The organism is Pseudomonas akapageensis, assembly GCF_011355085.1.
Classification (GTDB): domain Bacteria; phylum Pseudomonadota; class Gammaproteobacteria; order Pseudomonadales; family Pseudomonadaceae; genus Aquipseudomonas; species Aquipseudomonas akapageensis.
Genome location: NZ_VXCP01000058.1, coordinates 1 through 20,938 on the forward strand (window position 1 = coordinate 1; position 20,938 = coordinate 20,938).

The following is a 20,938-nucleotide window of genomic DNA, read 5'->3' on the forward strand; positions in this document are numbered from 1 at the left end:
CGAGTCCCCTAGGGGACGCCATTTGCGGGAATAGCTCAGTTGGTAGAGCACGACCTTGCCAAGGTCGGGGTCGCGAGTTCGAGTCTCGTTTCCCGCTCCAATTTCACAAAAACGCCGCTCATTGAGCGGCGTTTTTGTTTGTATCGAATTCGGCTCGTGCACCTGAAGCCATAAAAAAAGCCCGCCTGGTTTAACCTGGCGGGCTTTTTTGTCTGGGGGAAAGCAATCAGTGCTTGCTGCTGTCCTGAGTCGACAACGCCAGCAACTGCTTTTCCTGATTCCAGTCGAAAGGTTCGTCGTTCTGTTCGGCCTCGTAACGGCGCTCTTCCAGCGCCTGGTACAGGTCGATCTCTTCGTCGGGCATATAGTGCAGGCAGTCGCCGGCAAAGAACCACAGCAGGTCGCGTGGTACCAGGTGAGCGATCTGCGGGTAGCGCGTGATGATCTGGCACATGATGTCCTGGCCCAGGTACTGGCTTTCGATCGGATCTACTGGCAGTTGCGCGCGCAGTTCGTCGAAGCGCTCCAGGAACAGCGCATGGCTTTCTTCCGGCACTTGCTCGGCTTCACCCAGGGCGACCAGGATGCTGCGCAGATGGTCGAGCAGGATGAGATGATGGTCGAGATGGGCGTTGGCCATGATGGGTCCTCTAGAGCAAAACGGGCGCGAGAGTATACGGCTCTCGGCGCCCGATGTCTCAGGTCGAACGTCCTGGGCGTTGCCGTTCAGCGAATCCTGCCCTCTGCCAGGTGCAATTCTTCCTTGCTGAAGTCATCCACATCGATGACCTTGCGTCTTGCAGCTTCAGCCTGGCGCAGGTTTTCCGCTTCGCCAGCCTGCAGTACGCCGCCATGCAGGGCGGCGTCGATGGCGTGTTCGCCAGCTTCTGGTTGAACCTGACCACTCTTGAGTGCCATGTGCAGTTTGTGTTGCAGGGATTGGCTGGCGGCCGACAACTCGCAGGCGTGTTGCAGTGCGCCGACCGCATCGTCTGGCGATTGCGGGCGATAGCAGCCTTGCAGCAACTCTTCCAGTGTCGGGTCGCCCTTGTCGCGACCGATGATCTCGGCGACTTCGGCGTCGAGCGCGTCGGACGGTCCGGTGTGGCGGCGACCAAAGGGGAATACGATGCCGCGCAGCAGGCAACCCAGGACCCGGCTGGGGAAGTTTCTCAGCAGTTCGTCGAGGGCGCGCTCAGCCTGACCGAGGCTTTCTTCCATGGCCCAGTTCAACAGCGGGCGCATATGTTCCGGCGAACCGAGGTCGTGATAGCGCTTGAGTGCTGCAGAGCCCAGATAGAGGTTGCTGAGGACATCGCCCAGGCGTGCGGAGAGGCGTTCGCGGCGTTTGAGCTCACCGCCCAGCAGCATCATGCACAGGTCGGCGAGCATGGCGAAGGCGGCGGCCTGGCGGTTGAGGGCGCGGAAGTAGCCTTGGCTGAGTGCATCGCCGGGTGCGGTTTCAAAACTGCCAAGGCCCAGGTTGTGGATCAGCGTGCTGGCGGCATTGCCGACGGTGAAACCGATGTGCTGGAGCAGCAACTGGTCGAACTCCTTGAGTGCCTGCTCGCGGTCTTCACGCCCGGCAAGGGCCATTTCCTTGAGAACGAAGGGATGGCAGCGGATGGCGCCCTGGCCGAAGATCATCAAGTTGCGCGAGAGGATGTTCGCGCCTTCCACGGTGATAGAAATGGGCGCACTTTGCCAAAGGCGTCCCAGGTAGTTGTTCGGGCCCATGATGATGCCCTTGCCGCCATGCACATCCATGGCGTGGCTGATGCACTCGCGACCGCGTTCGGTCAGGTGGTACTTGAGAATCGCCGAGAGCACCGAGGGTTTTTCCCCCAGGTCCACGGCATTGGCCGTCAACATGCGCGCACTGTCCATCAACCAGGCATTGCCGCCGATGCGTGCCAGCGCTTCCTGAATCCCTTCGAAGGCGGCCAGGGGTACGTTGAACTGTTCGCGAATCCGCGCATATTGGCCAGTGACCAGGCTGCTGTATTTGGCAGCCCCGGTGCCCACGGCCGGCAGGGAGATGGAGCGACCCACGGACAGGCAGTTCATCAGCATCATCCAGCCCTTGCCGAGCATTTCCTGGCCACCGATCAGGTAGTCCAGCGGAATGAACACATCCTTGCCGGTATTGGGACCGTTCATGAATGCAGCGCCGAGGGGCAGGTGGCGGCGACCGATATCGACACCGGCGGTGTCAGTCGGCACCAGCGCCAGACTTATCCCCAGGTCCACCTCATCACCGATCAAGTGTTCAGGGTCATAAGCCTTGAAGGCAACGCCGAGCAAGGTGGCGACCGGTCCGAGGGTGATGTAGCGCTTTTCCCAGTTCAGGCGCAGCCCGAGGGTTTCCTGGCCCTGCCATTGACCCTTGCAGATGATCCCGGTGTCCGGCATGGACCCGGCATCGGAACCCGCCAGCGGTCCGGTGAGGGCAAAACAGGGGATCTCTTCGCCACGGGCCAGGCGAGGCAGGTAGTAATCGCGTTGCTCATCGGTTCCGTAATGCAGCAGTAACTCGGCGGGGCCCAGCGAGTTGGGGACCATGACGGTTGAGGCAAGGTCACCGCTGCGAGTCGCCAGTTTCATCGCCACCTGTGAGTGGGCATAGGCCGAAAAGCCTTTGCCGCCATAGGCCTTGGGGATGATCAGGGCAAAGAAGCTGTGCTGCTTGATATGGGCCCAGGCGTTGGCGGGCAGGTCCATGGCCTGGCCGATCTGCCAGTCGCTGACCATGGCGCAGAGTTCTTCGGTCGGACCGTCGATGAAGGCTTGTTCTTCCTCGCTCAGCTCTACCTTGGGGTAGGCCAGCAGGGTTTCCCAGTCGGGTCGGCCACTGAACAGCTCGCCATCCCACCAGACGGTTCCGGCCTCGATCGCTTCACGCTCGGTCACGGACATGGGGGGCAAGGTGCGCTGGAACCAGGCGAACAGGGGAGTAGTCAGGTATTTGCGGCGCATCTCGGGCAAGACCAGTGGCAGGGCCGTGGCCAGGAGCAACAGCCAGAAAATCCCCATCAGCCAGCCCGGGGCGCGGCTGAACATGCCCATGGCCAGCAAAAAGACGGCAACGATGCCCAGGGCAGGGAAAACCGGGGTGCGACGATGGGCCAGCCAGGCGACGCCGATAACCAGCGCGAGTAACCACAACAGCAACATATCTGTTTCTCCGTGAAGATTCGCCATTGAGCTTAGCCCCCATCCGTGGAACCGCTCCGGGTAGCTGGAGTTCGTCGGCGTCAGGAGTAGACTGGCGGACCAAACGGATGAATGGAGAGGATCATGCTCAAGATCTGGGGAAGGAAAAACTCAAGCAACGTCAGGAAGGTGTTGTGGTGCGCGCAGGAGCTGGAGTTGCCCTACGAATCGATCGACGCAGGTGGCGCTTTCGGCCTGGTCGATGAGCCGCAATACCGTGCAATGAATCCCAATGGGCGGATCCCGGTGATCGAGGATGACGGGTTGGTACTGTGGGAGTCCAATGCCATCGTCCGGTACCTGGCTGCACGCTACGCACCGGATTCGGACTGGTACCCGGCCGATCCGGTCGTCAGGGCCAGGGCCGACAAGTGGATGGACTGGACCTCGACTTCCCTGGCCGAGCCCTTCCGGCATCTGTTCTGGGGCATTCTGCGGACTCCGCCCGAGCAGCAGGACTGGGTGGCGATCAATGCCGCGCACAAGGCCTGCGCGCAATTGTTGTCGATTGCCGATCAAGCGCTGGCGCAGCAGCCTTGGCTTTCCGGGCAGGCCCCCGGCATGGGCGATATTCCGCTGGGCAGTTTTGCCTACGCCTGGTTCGAAATGCCTATCGAGCGGCCCGAGATGCGCCATCTCAAGGACTGGTACGAGCGCCTGACAGAGCGCCCGGCCTATCAGGCGGCGGTCATGACCGCGTTGACGTAATAGTCACTATCAATGCGTATCACTGTACTTGCGTGGCGCAGACCCGCACCATTGGTCTTATTCGCCGCCGTTGTATTTAATGGGCTGCGTCCTTATTTCATGAACTATCTCCATTTTCGGTGCATAAATCCTTTATGAGTTCCGCTCTAACCATCCGGCAACTTACCAAAACCTACGGCAACGGTTTCCAGGCCCTGCATGGTATTGATCTGGACGTGGCCGAAGGTGACTTCTTTGCGCTGCTCGGCCCCAACGGTGCCGGCAAGTCCACGACAATCGGCATACTGTCGACGCTGGTGAACAAAACCAGCGGCACCGTGAATATCTTCGGCAACGATCTGGATCGCCAACCGGCCGCGCTCAAGCGCTGCATCGGTGTGGTGCCGCAGGAGTTCAACTTCAACCAGTTCGAGAAGACCTTCGATATCGTCGTGACCCAGGCGGGCTACTACGGCATCCCCCTGAAGGTGGCCAAGGAGCGGGCAGAGCAATACCTGACCCAGCTCGGTCTGTGGGACAAGCGCGATGTACCTTCGCGCTCGCTGTCCGGTGGTATGAAACGCCGCTTGATGATCGCGCGGGCGTTGATCCATGAGCCGCGTCTGCTGATTCTCGATGAGCCGACCGCCGGCGTGGACATCGAACTGCGACGCTCGATGTGGACCTTCCTCACCGAGCTCAATCGCAAGGGCATCACGATCATCCTCACCACTCACTATCTGGAGGAGGCCGAGCAGCTGTGCCGCAACATCGGCATCATCGACCACGGCACCATTGTCGAAAACACCAGCATGCGCCAATTGTTGAGCACGCTGCATGTCGAGACCTTCCTGCTCGATCTCAAGGGGAATCTGCAGGTCGCGCCACAGTTGCAGGGCTACCCTTGCCGGCTGGTCGATGGCCATACCCTTGAAGTTCAAGTGGACAAGGCCGTGGGCATCACCGGGCTGTTCGCTCAGTTGGCCTTGCAGAACATTGAAGTGCAAAGCCTGCGTAACAAGACCAATCGCCTTGAGGAGTTGTTCGTGTCTTTGGTGGAAAAAAATCTGGCGAAGGTGGCGGTATGAGTTCGGAACTGAGCGCCAATCTGGTTGCCCTCAATACCATCGTTTATCGTGAAATACGCCGCTTCATGCGGATCTGGCCACAAACATTGCTGCCGCCGGCCATCACCATGGTCCTGTATTTCGTCATCTTCGGTAACCTGATCGGTCGGCAAATTGGCGATATGGGTGGCTTCACCTATATGGAATATATTGTGCCGGGCCTGATCATGATGTCGGTGATCACCAACTCCTACGGCAACGTGGTGTCGAGCTTCTTTGGCAGCAAGTTCCAGCGCTCGATCGAAGAATTGATGGTTTCACCGGTGTCGCCTCACACGATTCTGATCGGTTATACCCTTGGCGGCGTACTGCGTGGCCTTGCAGTGGGCGTGATCGTGACGCTGTTGTCGCTGTTCTTTACCCATCTGCAGGTTCATCACCTGGGCGTGACCATTCTGGTGGTGTTGCTGACGGCAACTATTTTCTCATTGCTGGGCTTTATCAATGCGGTGTTTGCGCGCAATTTCGACGATATCTCGATTATCCCGACTTTCGTGCTGACGCCGCTGACATACCTGGGCGGGGTGTTCTACTCGATCAACCTGCTGCCGCCATTCTGGCAGACCGTGTCGCTGGCCAACCCGGTGTTGCACATGGTCAACTCGTTCCGTTACGGCATTCTCGGCGTGTCGGATATCCGCATCGGCGTGGCCATTACGTTCATGCTGGTCGCCACGCTGGTGCTGTATTTCAGCTGTGCGCGGTTGCTGGTCAGCGGGCGTGGGATGCGTACCTGAGGACCATCTTTTATTGGTGTGATCTCTCTGTGGGAGCTGGCTTGCCAGCGATGCAGGCGACACGGTTTGTCTGAAGCATCGCAGTGATCTCATCGCTGGCAAGCCAGCTCCCACAGAGGATTTTCCGAGCCTTTTAAGGCTGCGCTCGATTCTTGCGCCGGCGCCATTGCCGGCCCACCCACCAGCGCCAGTAGAGCATGGTCAGGCAATAACCAAGCGCGCCCAGTAGCAGGCCGCAGACCAGCGAACCCAGCAAGAACGGCTGCCAGAGCGTCGACAGCTGGCCGGTGATCCATTCAAAAGTCAATTCGTCGGGCAGGCTCCGGGGCGGCACCCGCATCAGCCAGGCGCCCATCTGATAGGTGCAGAAAAACACGGGCGGCATGGTGATCGGGTTGGTCAGCCAGACCAGGCTGACGGCGATCGGCATGTTGCCGCGCACCATGATCGCCAGAACGGCCGCCAGCAGCATCTGCATCGGTATCGGGATGAATGCGGCGAACAGGCCGACGGCCATGGCCCTGGATACCGAATGGCGATTGAGGTGCCAGAGGTTGGGGTCATGCAGCAGGCGCCCGAGAAAGCGTAAGGACTTGTGTTCCCTGATGCTGGTCGGGTCTGGCATGTAGCGTTTGAAAAGACGACGCGGCATGGGGATTCTCGGTGGTCGGGTCGGCCAAGTATGCACAGTTTCCTTGAACGGCAAATTCAGACTTTGTGACAATTAATAAAGCTGGACGCGCCGCCCATGGTCTAAGCCTCAGGAACGGATACCTGCAGAGGCTGTATTCATGCGCACAGGGATGGTTGCGCTCGCACTCGGGCTGTTATGCCTGCGTTTTCTTCCAGCATTGCCACCGGTCGGGTCATTGACGGTACTGGCGGTGGTCGGGCTGTTGTTGCTGCCATTTCGCAGCTACCCCCTTGGCTGTTTTCTGCTGGGCTTGTGCTGGGCCTGTGTCTCGGCGCAATGGGCGTTGGACCAGCGCCTGGCGCCCGAACTGGACGGACGCACGTTATGGGTGGAGGGGCGGGTGGTCGGGCTGCCGAGCCAGTCCGAACGCGCCGTGCGCTTCGAGCTGGCCGATGCCACCTCGCGCCGAGCCGAACTCCCTTCACTAATGCGCTTGAGCTGGTATGGCGGGCCGTCGGTCAATAGCGGCGAGCGTTGGCGCCTGGCGGTGAACCTCAAGCGGCCGAGCGGGTTGGTCAACCCGCACGTTCCTGATCAGGAGGCGGCCTTGCTGGCGAGGCGCATGGGTGCCACTGGCAGCGTCAAGGCCGGGGAGTTGCTGGCGCCGGCCAGCGCCGCGTGGCGGGACGCTGTGCGCCAGCGCCTGCTCGACGTCGATGCCCAGGGCCGTGAAGGCGGCCTGGCAGCGCTGGTGCTCGGTGACGGCGATAGTCTTGATGCCCGTGACTGGCGAATCCTGCAGGACACCGGCACGGTGCATTTGCTGGTCATCTCGGGGCAGCATATCGGCATGCTGGCCGGGTTGGTGTACGCCCTCATTGCGGGCTTGGCGCGATATGGTTGCTGGCCACGGGCCTTGCCCTGGTTACCCTGGGCCTGTGGCCTGGCATTCGCGGCGGCGCTCGGCTATGGCTTGCTCGCCGGGTTCCAGGTGCCGGTCCGACGTGCCTGCATCATGCTCGGGCTGGTGCTGCTCTGGCGCCTGCGGTTCCGCCACCTGGGCGTCGGCTGGCCCTTGTTGCTGGCGCTTGTCGGTGTGTTGGTCCTCGAGCCGCTGGCCAGCCTGCAGCCGGGGTTCTGGCTGTCTTTCGCCGCCGTTGCGGTGCTGATCCTGGCGTTCAGCGGTCGCCTGGGGGCCTGGCGGGCGTGGCAGGCCTGGACTCGCGCGCAATGGCTGGTCGCGATCGGGTTGCTGCCGATGCTGCTGGTACTTGGGTTGCCGATCAGTGTCAGCGCACCGCTGGCCAATCTGCTGGCAGTGCCATGGGTGAGTATCGGCGTGCTTCCCCTGGCACTGCTGGGTACTGTCCTGTTGCCGGTGCCTGTCGTGGGGGAAAGCCTGCTTTGGCTGGCGGGCGGTCTGCTCGGTGCCTTGTTCGACTGCCTGGCGCGGATCGCCGACTGGCGGTCTGCCTGGTTGCCACCCGCCATTCCTGTGTGGGCGTGGTTGCTCAGCTGTCTGGGCGCACTGCTGTTGCTGTTGCCCAAGGGTATCCCGGTGCGGCCGCTCGGGTGGCCGTTGCTGCTGCTGGCGGCGTTTGCACCTCAGGGGAAAATCCCGCCGGGCGAGGTCGAAGTCTGGCAACTGGATGTGGGCCAGGGCCTGGCCTTCATTCTGCGCACCCGTCAGCATGCGATGCTCTACGACGCAGGCCCGGCCCTGGGTGGCGCCGACCTGGGCGAACGGGTGGTTCTGCCGGTATTGCGCAGGCTTGGAGTACGCGAGCTCGACCTGATGCTGCTCAGTCATGCCGATGCCGACCACGCCGGTGGAGCACCGGCCGTGATGCGCGGGCTACCGGTGAAACGCGTACTCAGTGGCGAGGCCGCGGCTTTGCCGGCAATGCTCCAGGCTCAGCCTTGCGTCAGTGGCGAGCGGTGGGAGTGGGATGGCGTGAGTTTCTCGCTGTGGCAATGGTCCCAGGCCGGCGACAGCAATCAGGATTCCTGTGTATTGATGGTCAATGCCCAGGGCGAGCGACTGTTTCTGACCGGTGATATGGATGCCCGTAGCGAGCGTGCGTGGCTGCAATCTGCGCAGGCGACCCAGGTACATTGGTTGCAGGCACCTCATCACGGCAGCCGCAGTTCATCGTCGCGGCCGTTTCTCGAGGCTACTGCGCCCCGGGGCGTGCTGATTTCCCGCGGCCGGCACAATGCCTTCGGTCATCCGCACCCCCAGGTCATGGCGCGCTACAGGGCACTGGGCATCGCTACCTATGACAATGTCGAGCAGGGTGCCTTGCGTCTGCAACTGGGGAGTTACAGTGTCCCCCAGGGGCTGCGGGCACAACGACGCTTCTGGCGTGATGTCATTGTGCCGGAGGCTTGAGCCGACATGACGGCCTTCGGCACCAAGGCCCCCTATGTTAGACTGGCGGACTTTTTCAAGGGGGTCGTTACTGTGTGGGAATTGGTCAAGTCCGGTGGTTGGATGATGCTTCCGATCATCCTGAGCTCCATTGCCGCTGCCGGCATCGTTGCCGAACGGCTCTGGACACTGCGAGCCAGCCGCGTCACGCCTCCGCATCTGCTGGGCCAGGTCTGGATGTGGATCAAGGACAAGCAGCTGAACAAGGAAAAACTCAAGGAATTGCGCGCCAATTCGCCGCTGGGCGAGATCCTCGCCGCGGGCCTGGCCAATTCCAGGCATGGTCGCGAGATCATGAAAGAATGCATCGAAGAGGCCGCAGCCCGCGTCATCCATGAGCTGGAGCGTTACATCAACGCCCTGGGCACTATTGCAGCCATGGCACCCTTGCTTGGCCTGCTCGGTACCGTACTGGGCATGATCGATATTTTCAGTGCCTTCATGGGGACCGGCATGGGGACCAACGCGGCGGTGCTCGCCGGTGGTATTTCCAAGGCGCTGATCACCACCGCCGCCGGTTTGATGGTGGGTATTCCCTCGGTGTTCTTCCATCGCTTCCTGCAGCGCCGCATCGATGAGCTGGTGGTGGGCATGGAGCAGGAAGCCATCAAGCTGGTCGAAGTGGTGCAGGGCGACCGTGATGTTGATCTGGCCGAGGGCAGGGCGTGAAATTCCGTCGCAAGCCGCGTGAGACTGTCGACATCAACCTGGCATCGTTGATTGATGTGGTTTTCATTCTGTTGCTGTTCTTCGTCGTGACCACGACCTTCACTCGCGAGACCCAGTTGCGCGTCGAACTGCCGGAGGCCGTCAGCGCCACGCCGCCACCGGACTCCGAGCTCAAGCAACTGGATATCACGATCAGTGCCGAAGGCGTTTATTCGGTGAACAACCATCTGTTGCCCAAAAGCGATCTGGCGACCTTGATGGACGCGGTGCAAAAGGAGTCGGCCGGTGACACCAACCTGCCGTTGTCGATCAGCGCTGATGGCAAGACTCCCCACCAGGCCGTTGTCACCGCAATGGATGCTGCCGGCAAGCTGGGCTTCAGCCATCTGCGCATGACCACCGTCGAGGCGCAGAGCAAGCCCTGATGGCATTTTCCGACCGCTTGCTCTCGGCCTGGTACGAAGGTCATCCGGCGCTGGCGTTATTGCGCCCGCTCGAGTGGCTGTACCGCGGCGTCGTGCAACGCAAGCGCGAGCGTTTTGTCGCGGGGGTGGGTGGCATCTATCGCTCGCCGGTCCCGGTACTGGTGGTAGGTAACATTACCGTCGGGGGCACTGGCAAGACGCCGATGATTCTCTGGTTGATCGAACACTGTCGGCGCAAGGGGCTGCGCGTCGGTGTGGTCAGCCGCGGCTATGGTGCCCAGCCGCCGCAGCTACCCTGGCGCGTCACGGCCGAACAAAGCGCGGCGGTGGCCGGTGATGAACCCTTGCTTATCGTTCAACGCAGCGGCGTACCGCTGATGATCGACCCGGACCGCAGTCGCGCCGTGCAGGCGCTGACGGCCGCCGAGCCCCTGGACCTGATTCTGTCCGACGACGGTCTGCAGCATTACCGCTTGGCGCGGGACCTGGAACTGGTGCTGATCGATGCCGCCCGCGGGCTGGGCAATGGTCGTTGCCTGCCGGCCGGTCCCCTGCGCGAGCCGATCGAGCGTCTGCAGTCGGTTGACGCGTTGCTTTATAACGGTGCGAACAGTGATCGCGCCGATGGCTATGCCTTCACCCTGCAGCCAACCGCCCTGGTCAACCTGCGCAGCGGTGAGCGCCATGCACTCGATCATTTCGGCCCTGGCCAGCAGATGCACGCAGTAGCCGGCATCGGCAATCCGCAACGTTTCTTCAATACCCTGCAGGCGCTACACTGGCAGCCTGAGCCCCACGCTTTCGCCGATCACGCTGAATACAGCGCCGAGGTTTTGAATTTCATGCCGTCGTTGCCATTGGTCATGACTGAAAAGGATGCGGTGAAATGCCGTGCCTTCGCGGCCGATGACTGGTGGTATCTGGCGGTCGACGCGGTGCCATCCCAGGCGTTCGTGACCTGGTTCGATGCGCAGCTGTTGCGGCTGATACCTGATCGACCACAGCCCTGACCCCGCCTTTATTGCTTTATGCCTGAGGATTACTCCATGGACACCAAATTGCTCGATATCCTGGCTTGCCCGATTACCAAGGGGCCGCTCAAGCTCAGCGCCGACAAGACCGAGCTGATCAGCAAGGGCGCGGGTCTTGCCTACCCTATTCGTGACGGCATTCCGGTGATGCTGGAAAGCGAAGCGCGTACCCTGACCGACGATGAGCGCCTGGATAAATGAGTGCAGCCTTTACCGTTGTGATTCCGGCGCGTTTCGGTTCAACCCGCTTTCCTGGCAAGCCGTTGAAACAGATCGCCGGCAAGCCGATGGTCCAGCATGTCTGGGAACAGGCGCGCAAAAGCGCTGCCGAGCGGGTCGTGGTAGCCACCGATGATACGCGGATTGTGGAGGCATGCCGGGCATTCGGCGCCGAAGTGTTGATGACCCGCGAGGACCACAACTCCGGCACCGATCGCCTGGCGGAAGTTGCTGCGCAATTGGGCCTGGCGGCCGACGCCATCGTGGTCAACGTCCAGGGCGACGAGCCGTTGATTCCGCCGGCAGTGATCAATCAGGTTGCCGCCAACCTGGCCGCCCACGCCGAAGCCGGCATTGCGACCCTGGCCGAACCGATCGATGACGTCGAGGCACTGTTCAATCCGAATGTGGTCAAGGTCGTTGCCGACCTCAATGGCCTGGCGCTGACCTTTAGTCGCGCACCGCTGCCCTGGGCGCGCGATGACTTCGCCAGGAGCCGCGAAGCGCTGCCACAAGGTGTTCCCTACCGCCGGCACATCGGCATTTATGCCTACCGCGCGGGTTTTCTGCATGATTTCGTCAGCTGGGGTCCGTGCTGGCTGGAAAACGCCGAATCGCTGGAGCAACTGCGTGCACTTTGGCACGGCGTGCGAATCCATGTCGCCGATGCGCAGGAAACACCACCGCCGGGTGTCGATACCCCCGAAGACCTTGAGCGCGTAAGGCGCCTGCTGGAGGCTTGATGCGGGTTCTGTTTGTCTGCCTGGGCAATATCTGCCGTTCGCCGACTGCCGAGGGCGTGCTGCGTCATCAACTGAAGGTTGCAGGACTGGATGACCGGATCGAGGTCGCCTCGGCCGGTACCGGTGACTGGCATGTGGGCAAGGCGCCCGATGCGCGCACTCGCCGTGCCGCGCTGTTGCGCGGTTACGATTTGTCGCAGCAACGCGCCCAGCAAGTCAGTGCGGCGGATTTCCACCGCTATGACCTGATCCTGGCGATGGACAAGAGCAACCTGGGCAACCTCAAGGCCATGCAACCTGCGGCGGCCAAGGCGGAGCTGGATCTGTTCCTGCGCCGTTTCGATGGAGCCGTCGATGAAGTACCAGACCCTTACTACGGGGGCGAGCAAGGCTTCGAGCGAGTGCTCGATCTGATCGAGCAAGCCTGCAGCGCGCTGGTGATCGAACTGAAGGGGCGGGTATGAGCCTTCAGGTGCGATCGAACGTATCGCTCAAGCATTACAACACCTTTGGTATCGATGTGGATGCCAAGCTGTTTGCCGAGGCCCACAGCGACGAGGACGTGCGCCAGGCGCTGGCGTATGCGGCGCAGTTGCCCATTCCCTTGCTGGTGATTGGCGGTGGCAGCAACCTGCTGCTGACCGGGGACGTGCAGGCGCTGGTGCTGCGCATGGCCAGTCGCGGCATTCACGTGCTGAGTGATGACGGAGCGCGGGTTATCGTGGAGGCCGAAGCTGGCGAGCCCTGGCACCCGTTCGTGCAATGGAGCCTCGAGCACGGACTGTCGGGCCTGGAAAACCTCAGCCTGATTCCTGGTACGGTGGGTGCGGCGCCCATGCAGAACATCGGCGCCTACGGGGTCGAGATCAAAGACGTGTTCAGCGGGTTGACTGCGCTGGATCGCCAGACCGGCGAGCTGCGCGAGTTCGACCTCGAAGCCTGTGCGTTCGGTTATCGCGACAGCCTGTTCAAGCGCGAACCGGGACGCTGGTTGATTCTGCGTGTGCGTTTCGCGCTGGACCGGGTGGCGCATTTGCATCTGGACTACGGGCCGGTGCGTCAGCGCTTGACCGAGCAGGGCATCGAGCAGCCTTCGCCACGGGATGTCAGTCAGGCCATTTGCAGCATCCGTCGGGAAAAACTCCCTGATCCCGCCGAGTTGGGTAATGCCGGGAGTTTCTTCAAGAACCCGGTTATCGCAGCGACCCTGGCTGCCGAGATCAAGCTCAAATACCCGGGGCTGGTGGCTTATCCACAGGCTGATGGCCAGATCAAACTGGCCGCAGGCTGGCTCATCGAGCAGGCTGGCTGGAAGGGCCATCGCGACGGCGATGCCGGCGTTCATCGTCTGCAGGCGCTGGTGCTGGTCAACTACGGCAATGCCACGGGTGGGCAGCTGCAGGCTCTGGCGCAGCGGATTCAGGCCGACATCGTCGAGCGCTTCGGTGTGCATCTGGAAATGGAACCGAATCTGTATTGAGCCTGATCCCATCTAAGCTATGGGCAAATACAGACCCCGCACTCGATCGAGTCAGCGGGGTTTTTTTTGACTGATAAATCCAACCAGGATGCTGTCCCGATGAAAGACCTATGCATAGTGATTCTGGCGGCCGGGCAGGGGAGTCGTTACCAGGCCGTGGCGGGCGTTGGCGCGGATAAACTCCTGGCGCCGTGCCTGGGCCTGGATGGGCAGCAGCGACCGGTGCTCGAACAGGTATTGGTCAATCTGCAAGGCGTGCCCGGGCGGCGCGTGCTGGTTACCCGGCCGGAGCGCGGTGCAGTGATCGCATTGGCGCAGGCCTATGGTTGTGAAGTGTTGAGCCTGGACTCGCCGGGCATGGGGGATTCCATTGCTGCGGCTGTACGGATGAGTGCCGATGAGGTCGGATGGCTGGTTGTGCTCGGTGATATGCCATTCATTCGGCCCGAGACGCTGTCCCTTCTGGCTGCATCGATCATGGACGAGAAGATCAGTGTTGCGCAGTGCGGCGATGCCTATGGGCATCCGGTAGGTTTCGGACGCGCATTCGCGGCGCAGTTGGCGGCGCTGACGGGTGATCGCGGCGGTCGTCAGTTGTTCCAGGCTGGCAATGTGCAGCAGATCGTTGTCGAGGACCGTGGTGTGCTTTGGGATGTGGATACGCCGGCGGCGTTGAACTTCGAAAGGTAAGGGGGGCAGTCTGGAGTCTGCTGCCGATCGCATGTAGCCGCTGCCGAAGGCTGCGCTGGAGTCCCGCAGGGAGTCCCTGGGCGGCCTTGAGATCCTGCGCCCGCTTCGCGGTCGAGCGCAGCCTTCGGCAGCGGCTACAGTGGCCGCGGCGCGTTCAAAAAAAAGCCCCGCCTGCATCAGCAGGCGGGGCTTTTTTTCAGCCGATGGAATCAGGCGAGCGGTTTAGGCTCTTTGCTCTCTTCCAGGGCTTCAGGGCGACGCTCAACCACTTCTTCAGCCGAGCGCAGGTTCTCGTCGATTACCGGCGTGGTTTCAGCAGCAGGCTGCTCGACCACTTCGGCTTCGACTGCAACAGGGCTCTCGACCGCGGCTTCAGCAATTGGAGCGGGGGCGGCGGCAGCCAGTTCAGCTTCCTTGGCCAGACGCTCGGCTTCACGCTTGCGGCGACGCACTTCACGTGGGTCGTTCGGCGCGCGGCCGCTCGGGGTCAGCACGGTGGACGGCGCTTCTTCGGCCGCTGCAGGTGCGGCAGCCGGGGCTTCAACCACATGAGCGGCTTCCACGACAGGTGCTGGAACCACAGGCTCGGCTTCGATGACTGGAGCTGCTGCCGGTGCGGCTTCGACCACTTCAGCTTCGATCGGAGCTGGCGCGATTTCCACAGCCGGCGCAATGGCTTGCTCGGTAGTACGAGGCTCGAACGCTTCGGCGGTCGGGGCAACCGGCTGCTCAACCACTGGAGCTTCTACGGCTTCGGCCTGCACTTCAGGCTCGCGAGCCGGTGCTGCTTCGACCACAGGTGCGGTTTCGACAGGTGCCGCTTCGCTGACTGCTTCAGCGGCCGGTGCAGCCAGCTCAAGGCTTGGCTCGGTGGCAGCGGTGGCCAGTTCAGCCTGGCGGTTGGCCTGGGCTTCGGCAGGTGCGCTGATGGTGCTGCTGGCGACGGCGGCGGTTACGGCCAGGCCGGCGGCCAGGTCAGCGGCGAATTCTTCACCGCTTTCTTCCGAGCCTTCCACCACGTTGCCGTTGGCATCACGCTGACGCTCACGACGGTTGCTGCGACGACGCTGACCGCGAGAGCGGCGACGTGGACGCTCGCCATCGGCGCCTTCGGTCTCTTCCTGCAACAGCTCTTCGTTCGGCAGGATTTCTTCGGCAGTGGCGGCTACGGCCTGCTCGACGCGAGGCTGACGCTCTTCGCGTGGTGGGCGTGGTTGACGCTCTTCACGCGGGGCGCGTTCTTCGCGGGGTGCACGTTCTTCACGTGGTGCGCGCTCTTCGCGAGGGGCGCGTTCTTCACGAGGAGTACGCTCTTCGCGCGGTGCACGTTCTTCACGTTCGATGGGTGCAACGGCATCCAGTGGCTCACGCAGTTCACGAACCGGACGCTCTTCACGTGGGCGACGCTCTTCTCGCGGCGGGCGTGGTTGACGCTCTTCACGCGGTGCACGTGGCGCGCGCTCTTCGCGGGCTGCCGGAGCTTCCTCGCGGACTTCGCGTGGTTGACGCTCTTCGCGTGGGACGCGTTCTTCGCGAGGCTTGCGATCTTCCTCGCGACGGCCGTTGCGGCTGCGGCTCTGTTGACGACCGCTGCGACGCTCTTCGTTGCGCGGCGGGCGTTCGGTGGTGGCAGGCTTCTCGACCACGACAGGCGCAGCTGGCTCTTCCTTGTTGCCTGCAAACAGGCTGACCAGCGACTTCACCAGGCCCTTGAACAGGCTAGGCTCGGGCACGACTGGCGCAGGCGCCGGGGCAGCCACCGGTTCCGGAGTTGCCGGTACCGGTGCCGAAGTACGTGCAGGCGCAGTCTTGACCGCGGCTTCCTGGCGAACCAGGGTGCGGGTGGCGGCTACTGGCTGGGTTTCTTCGATTTCGGCGGCAGCGATTTCGTAGCTGGACTGGTTGGTCTGGGCTTCCGGGCTGTCGTCACGCAGGCGCTGCACTTCGAAGTGTGGCGTCTCGAGGTGGTCGTTCGGCAGGATGACGATGCGGGCGCGGGTGCGCAGCTCGATCTTGGTGATCGAATTGCGTTTTTCGTTGAGCAGGAACGCAGCGACCGGGATCGGCACCTGGGCGCGAACTTCGGCGGTGCGGTCCTTCAGGGCTTCTTCTTCAATCAGGCGCAGGATGGCCAGCGACAGGGATTCGACGTCACGGATGATGCCGGTGCCGCTGCAGCGCGGGCAGACGATGCCGCTGCTTTCGCCCAGCGATGGACGCAGGCGCTGACGCGACATTTCCAGCAGGCCGAAGCGCGAGATGCGGCCGACTTGAACGCGGGCGCGGTCGGCTTCCAGGCATTCGCGGACTTTTTCTTCCACGGCGCGCTGGTTCTTGGCTGGGGTCATGTCGATGAAGTCGATCACGATCAGACCGCCGATGTCACGCAGGCGCAGCTGGCGGGCGATTTCTTCAGCCGCTTCCAGGTTGGTCTGCAGGGCGGTTTCTTCGATGTCGCTGCCTTTGGTGGCGCGCGCCGAGTTGATGTCGATGGACACCAGGGCTTCGGTCGGGTCGATCACGATCGAGCCGCCGGAAGGCAGGTCGACCACGCGCTGGAAGGCGGTTTCGATCTGGCTTTCGATCTGGAAGCGGTTGAACAGTGGAACGCTGTCTTCGTACAGCTTGATCTTGCTGGCGTACTGCGGCATCACCTGGCGGATGAAGGTCAGGGCTTCTTCCTGGGCTTCGATGCTGTCGATCAGCACTTCGCCGATGTCCTGGCGCAGGTAATCGCGGATGGCGCGGATGATCACGTTGCTTTCCTGGTAGATCAGGAAAGGTGCGGAACGATCCAGCGAAGCTTCCTTGATCGCGGTCCAGAGCTGCAGCAGGTAGTCCAGGTCCCATTGCATTTCTTCGCTGCTGCGGCCGAGGCCGGCAGTGCGCACGATCAGACCCATGTCGGCAGGGGCGACCAGACCGTTGAGGGCTTCGCGCAGTTCATTGCGCTCTTCGCCTTCGATACGGCGCGAGATACCGCCGGCGCGCGGGTTGTTAGGCATCAGGACCAGATAGCGGCCAGCCAGGCTGATGAAGGTGGTCAGGGCTGCGCCCTTGTTGCCACGTTCTTCTTTCTCGACCTGAACGATGACTTCCTGGCCTTCGCTCAGGACGTCCTTGATGTTGACGCGGCCTTCAGGGGATTTCTTGAAGTATTCGCGGGAGATTTCCTTCAGGGGAAGGAAGCCATGGCGCTCAGAGCCGAAATCGACAAAGGCAGCCTCCAGGCTCGGTTCGATACGCGTGATCCGGCCTTTGTAGATGTTGGCCTTTTTCTGCTCGCGAGCACCGGATTCGATATCCAGGTCGTAGAGGCGCTGGCCATCTACCAGAGCAACACGCAACTCTTCGGGTTGAGTTGCGTTAATCAGCATTCTTTTCATGTAGTACCGTCGGTTTCCGGGCTGCCGGAAACGGCGTTCGGCACACACGACTTCTCACGGTCGGTGTCAGGTGCGTCAGGGGCGGCTTGCCGCTCCAGTGTCTAGCAACGTTCGCCTGCTCCTGGCGGACCAGTGGGGCGAAATCGCGACGACGCGTCCTGCTTGCTGTGGTGTCAAAAGCACTCAGTCAGGAGGAGGAATCAGCTGTTGGCCATGGACGCCAGTCGAGGCGTCTTGATCAAGTCCGGGCTTTGTCGCGAGGGGGCCAGATGTGGCTTCTCGACAAGGCGCAGTACTACACGGTCCGACAGTTGTGCATCTCCACCCTACACGTATCCCTGATAATTCGGGTGCTGCCGCGCGCTGAATCCGCAACGGGTTGGCATTTATCGCAATCTCCGATTGGGAGCTCGCGCATTATGGCTAAGGCTCTGTATTTCCGAAGCATTCGCCCGGATGGCGTGAAAGCGACTGCGCTGAGTGATGGGTCATCGAAAAAAAACTGAAAGTGAGTGCAGAAACACCGTTTTTCTTGTCTTTTGTCGGTCTTCTCTCAAACGCGCTGGTTACGATTTCAGGCATTCCGTAAACTGGCGAAAACCCCGTCGGACGGCCTCGCGTCCTCATGAATTGCGTCGGTCAGGGTCGGCCTAATGCCGGTAATCCTCTGGCCAGCCGCTTTTGGCGGCGTTCGCGACTATAGCAGCAATCATTAAGTGCTTCAAATCCATAAAAAATTGTTATGATTGATCAATGACGACTAATACCCCCCCAACCTCCGGCGTTCAGCTGCTTGAGGTTGCGCCGGAACTTGCCGGCCAACGAATCGATAATTTCCTCTTCACGGCACTCAAGGGTGTACCCAAGACCTTGATTTATCGCATTTTGCGCAAAGGCGAAGTGCGGGTGAACAAGGGGCGGATCAAGCCCGAGTACAAGCTTCAGGCCGGCGATATCATCCGTGTGCCACCTGTTCGGGTGCCCGAGCGCGACGAGCCGGTGCCCCTGGCTCAGGGGCTGTTGCAGCGTCTGGAGGCGGCGATTGTCTATGAAGACAAGGCCCTGATCGTGCTGAACAAGCCGGCCGGCATTGCCGTGCACGGCGGTAGCGGCCTGAATTATGGCGTGATCGAGGCTTTTCGCCAGCTGCGTCCCGATGCCAAGGAGCTGGAACTGGTCCATCGCCTGGACCGCGACACGTCCGGCCTGCTGATGATCGCCAAGAAGCGCAGCATGCTGCGGCACTTGCATGCGGCCTTGCGCGGCGACGGCGTCGACAAGCGCTACATGGCGCTGGTGCGCGGGCATTGGGCCACGGCCAAGAAACAGGTCAACGCGCCGTTGCTCAAGAGCAACCTGCGTTCCGGTGAGCGCATGGTCGAGGTCAACGAAGAAGGCAAGGAGGCGCTGACCGTTTTCCGCGTGCTGCGCCGCTTCGGCGAGTTCGCGACCATGGTCGAGGCGCGTCCGATTACCGGTCGCACCCACCAGATTCGCGTGCATACCTTGCATGCCGGGCACTGTATTGCCGGTGACAGCAAATACGGTGATGAAGACTTCACCAAGGAAATCCGTGACCTGGGCGGCAAGCGCCTGTTCCTGCACGCCTATGCCTTGACCGTGCCGCTGCCCGATGGCGGCGAGCTCAAGCTTGAGGCGCCGGTGGATGAGATGTGGGCCAAGACCGTGGAGCGTTTGAGTGCTGCCTGAGTACAAACTGCTGATTTTCGATTGGGACGGTACCTTGGCCGACTCGGTTGGTCGTATCGTCGAGGCGATGAATATGGCGGCCCGAGCGGGCGGATACCCGGAGCGTGATGATGTTGCCATCAAGGGCATCATCGGTATGGCGCTGCCGGAGGCGATTCATACTCTGTATCCGGAGCTTTCCGACGAGCAGCTGATTGCCTTTCGTCAGCGTTACGCGGAAAGCTATGTCGCGCTCGATGCCGAGCCGTCGCCGCTGTTTCCAGGTGTGCTCGAATCGCTGGAGGCTTTTCGCGCCGATGGCTACCAGTTGGCGGTCGCCACCGGCAAGGCCCGGCGTGGCCTGGATCGGGTGTTGCGGTCCCATGGCTGGGAAGATTTCTTCGATATCACCCGCGCAGCCGACGAAACCCGGGGCAAGCCACACCCGTTGATGCTCGAGCAAATTCTCGCTCATTGCGGGGTCGGGCCGGCGCAAGCCTTGATGGTTGGCGATTCGTCATTCGACTTGTTGATGGCGCGAAATGCCGGCATGGACTCGGTTGCGGTGGGGTATGGAGCGTTGTCGCTCGAGGCATTGAGCGTTTACGAGCCGCGATTGTCTATCGAGCGTTTCCCCGAATTGCGCACCTGGCTTGACCAGCGAGCGCATTGAATTTTCCAGGGTAGGTGAATATGTCGGATGAGTGGAAAGCGCCCGAGGCGCAAAAGAATGGCGAAGACAAGAGCTGGCAGTTGCTGGAAAAGACCCTGCTGGCTGGGGTACAGGAGCAGCGTCGCGCCCGGCGCTGGGGAATCTTTTTCAAGCTGCTGACCTTTGTTTATCTGTTCGGGATTCTGGCGCTGTTCACGCCGATGATGGATATGGACAAGGCCGCGGCGCGCGGCTCCAACCATACGGCGCTGATCGAAGTGCGCGGCATGATCGCGGACAAGGAAGCGGCCAGTGCCGACAATATCGTCGCCAGCTTGCGTGCAGCCTTCGAGGATTCGAAAACCAAGGGCGTGATCCTGCGCATCAATAGCCCGGGCGGCAGTCCGGTGCAGTCGGGTTACGTTTATGACGAGATTCGTCGCCTGCGGGCCCAGTACCCGGACATCAAGCTGTATGCGGTGATCTCCGATCTGGGTGCTTCGGGAGCGTATTACATCGCCAGTGCCGCTGACCAGATCTATGCGGACAAGGCCAGCCTGGTCGGCTCCATCGGCGTCACGGCGGCAGGCTATGGCTTTGTCGGGACCATGGAGAAACTTGGGGTCGAGCGGCGTACCTATACGTCGGGCGAGCACAAGTCCTTCCTCGATCCGTTTCAGCCGCAAAAGCCAGAGGAAACCGAATTCTGGCAGAGCGTGCTCGATACGACTCACCGCCAGTTCATTGCCAGCGTCAAGCAGGGGCGCGGGGATCGTCTGAAAGACAAGGAGCATCCAGAATTGTTCTCCGGCCTGGTCTGGTCGGGCGAGCAGGCCCTGCAGCTGGGCTTGGTCGACGGGCTGGGCAGTGCCAGTTACGTGGCGCGGGATGTGATCGGCGAGAAGGAGTTGGTGGACTTCACGGTGGAAGAGTCGCCGCTTGATCGCTTCTCCAAGCGCCTGGGTGCCAGCGTGGCCGAGCATCTGGCTTTGTGGATGGGGTTTCAGGGGCCTTCGTTGCGCTGACAGGCTGCCGACAATTGGCGTAGCCGCTGCCGCAGGCTGCACTCGACCGCGAAGCGGGCGTGTGATCTCAAGATCGCCAAGGAGCCCCTGCGGGACTCCA

At 61.7% G+C, this 20,938-nt stretch carries 19 protein-coding genes and 1 tRNA gene; 16 read left to right on the plus strand and 4 right to left on the minus strand.

All coding sequences use genetic code 11. The features are described from left to right. Window positions 1-24: 24 nt before the first annotated feature. Window positions 25-100, plus strand: a tRNA-Gly gene (locus F2S13_RS27770). 126 nt (window positions 101-226) lie between these two features. Here F2S13_RS27770 and F2S13_RS27775 read toward each other — a convergent pair. Continuing rightward, window positions 227-640 (minus strand): PA2817 family protein, encoded by a 414-nt coding sequence (locus F2S13_RS27775; RefSeq protein ID WP_166366998.1) that lies wholly within the window; start codon window positions 638-640, stop codon window positions 227-229. Between the two features lie 86 nt (window positions 641-726). Next, window positions 727-3,174 carry an acyl-CoA dehydrogenase gene (locus tag F2S13_RS27780; RefSeq protein ID WP_166366999.1) on the minus strand — a complete coding sequence of 816 codons (2,448 nt, stop codon included), beginning with the start codon at window positions 3,172-3,174 and terminating at the stop codon, window positions 727-729. A gap of 123 nt (window positions 3,175-3,297) precedes the next feature. On the opposite strand from F2S13_RS27780, the gene F2S13_RS27785 reads away from it, so the two are divergent. The 3 genes from F2S13_RS27785 (at window position 3,298) to F2S13_RS27795 (ending at window position 5,764) form a co-directional block, all read left to right on the plus strand. Next, a complete protein-coding gene (locus F2S13_RS27785; RefSeq protein ID WP_166367000.1) occupies window positions 3,298-3,921 on the plus strand; it encodes a glutathione S-transferase family protein in 624 nt (207 codons plus the stop codon). A gap of 134 nt (window positions 3,922-4,055) precedes the next feature. Next, the gene (locus tag F2S13_RS27790; RefSeq protein WP_166367002.1) at window positions 4,056-4,988 is read left to right on the plus strand and encodes an ABC transporter ATP-binding protein; all 933 of its coding nucleotides are present in this window, start codon (window positions 4,056-4,058) and stop codon (window positions 4,986-4,988) included. Next, the gene (locus tag F2S13_RS27795) at window positions 4,985-5,764 is read left to right on the plus strand and encodes an ABC transporter permease (RefSeq protein ID WP_166367004.1); all 780 of its coding nucleotides are present in this window, start codon (window positions 4,985-4,987) and stop codon (window positions 5,762-5,764) included. The genes F2S13_RS27790 and F2S13_RS27795 overlap by 4 nt, the downstream gene beginning before the upstream one ends. Before the next feature lie 133 nt (window positions 5,765-5,897). Here the strand turns inward: F2S13_RS27795 and F2S13_RS27800 are convergent, their stop codons facing one another. After that, complete coding sequence (locus F2S13_RS27800) at window positions 5,898-6,416, minus strand: DUF2062 domain-containing protein (protein WP_166367006.1); 519 nt, start codon at window positions 6,414-6,416, stop codon at window positions 5,898-5,900. 139 nt (window positions 6,417-6,555) lie between these two features. Here F2S13_RS27800 and F2S13_RS27805 point away from each other — a divergent pair, with 139 nt between their 5' ends. From F2S13_RS27805 to F2S13_RS27845, 9 genes are all read left to right on the plus strand, one after another. Next, entirely contained in the window at window positions 6,556-8,790 is a 2,235-nt protein-coding gene (locus F2S13_RS27805) for a DNA internalization-related competence protein ComEC/Rec2 (protein ID WP_166367008.1), read from the plus strand. 72 nt (window positions 8,791-8,862) lie between these two features. Beyond that, window positions 8,863-9,498, plus strand: coding sequence for a MotA/TolQ/ExbB proton channel family protein (locus tag F2S13_RS27810; RefSeq protein ID WP_166367030.1), 636 nt, complete (start codon window positions 8,863-8,865; stop codon window positions 9,496-9,498). Continuing rightward, the gene (locus F2S13_RS27815) at window positions 9,495-9,923 is read left to right on the plus strand and encodes a biopolymer transporter ExbD (RefSeq protein ID WP_166367010.1); all 429 of its coding nucleotides are present in this window, start codon (window positions 9,495-9,497) and stop codon (window positions 9,921-9,923) included. The genes F2S13_RS27810 and F2S13_RS27815 overlap by 4 nt, the downstream gene beginning before the upstream one ends. Beyond that, entirely contained in the window at window positions 9,923-10,933 is a 1,011-nt protein-coding gene (gene lpxK / locus F2S13_RS27820) for a tetraacyldisaccharide 4'-kinase (protein ID WP_166367012.1), read from the plus strand. The genes F2S13_RS27815 and lpxK overlap by 1 nt, the downstream gene beginning before the upstream one ends. Window positions 10,934-10,969: 36 nt before the next feature. Beyond that, the gene (locus F2S13_RS27825; protein ID WP_003247142.1) at window positions 10,970-11,155 is read left to right on the plus strand and encodes a Trm112 family protein; all 186 of its coding nucleotides are present in this window, start codon (window positions 10,970-10,972) and stop codon (window positions 11,153-11,155) included. After that, complete coding sequence (gene kdsB / locus F2S13_RS27830) at window positions 11,152-11,916, plus strand: 3-deoxy-manno-octulosonate cytidylyltransferase (protein ID WP_166367014.1); 765 nt, start codon at window positions 11,152-11,154, stop codon at window positions 11,914-11,916. Before F2S13_RS27825 ends, kdsB begins: the two co-directional genes overlap by 4 nt. Continuing rightward, window positions 11,916-12,380: a low molecular weight protein-tyrosine-phosphatase gene (locus F2S13_RS27835; RefSeq protein WP_166367016.1), complete on the plus strand. Its 465-nt coding sequence runs from the start codon at window positions 11,916-11,918 to the stop codon at window positions 12,378-12,380. Before kdsB ends, F2S13_RS27835 begins: the two co-directional genes overlap by 1 nt. Beyond that, a complete protein-coding gene (murB, locus tag F2S13_RS27840) occupies window positions 12,377-13,396 on the plus strand; it encodes a UDP-N-acetylmuramate dehydrogenase (protein ID WP_166367018.1) in 1,020 nt (339 codons plus the stop codon). Before F2S13_RS27835 ends, murB begins: the two co-directional genes overlap by 4 nt. A gap of 99 nt (window positions 13,397-13,495) precedes the next feature. Beyond that, the gene (locus tag F2S13_RS27845) at window positions 13,496-14,086 is read left to right on the plus strand and encodes a nucleotidyltransferase family protein (RefSeq protein ID WP_166367020.1); all 591 of its coding nucleotides are present in this window, start codon (window positions 13,496-13,498) and stop codon (window positions 14,084-14,086) included. Window positions 14,087-14,295: 209 nt separating this feature from the next. Here F2S13_RS27845 and rne read toward each other — a convergent pair whose 3' ends face one another. Beyond that, window positions 14,296-17,472, minus strand: a complete 3,177-nt coding sequence (gene rne / locus F2S13_RS27850) for a ribonuclease E (protein ID WP_166367022.1) — start codon at window positions 17,470-17,472, stop codon at window positions 14,296-14,298. Between the two features lie 753 nt (window positions 17,473-18,225). Between rne and rluC the strand changes: the two genes are divergently transcribed. Genes rluC through sppA form a run of 3 tightly spaced genes read left to right on the plus strand, consistent with a single transcriptional unit; the run spans window position 18,226 to window position 20,838 of the window. Next, a complete protein-coding gene (gene rluC / locus F2S13_RS27855; protein ID WP_166367024.1) occupies window positions 18,226-19,182 on the plus strand; it encodes a 23S rRNA pseudouridine(955/2504/2580) synthase RluC in 957 nt (318 codons plus the stop codon). Next, on the plus strand, window positions 19,172-19,834 hold the full coding sequence (locus F2S13_RS27860) for an HAD-IA family hydrolase (protein WP_166367026.1): 663 nt from the start codon (window positions 19,172-19,174) through the stop codon (window positions 19,832-19,834). The genes rluC and F2S13_RS27860 overlap by 11 nt, the downstream gene beginning before the upstream one ends. A 20-nt stretch (window positions 19,835-19,854) precedes the next feature. Beyond that, a complete protein-coding gene (sppA, locus tag F2S13_RS27865) occupies window positions 19,855-20,838 on the plus strand; it encodes a signal peptide peptidase SppA (RefSeq protein ID WP_166367028.1) in 984 nt (327 codons plus the stop codon). The last annotated feature ends 100 nt before the right edge of the window (window positions 20,839-20,938 follow it).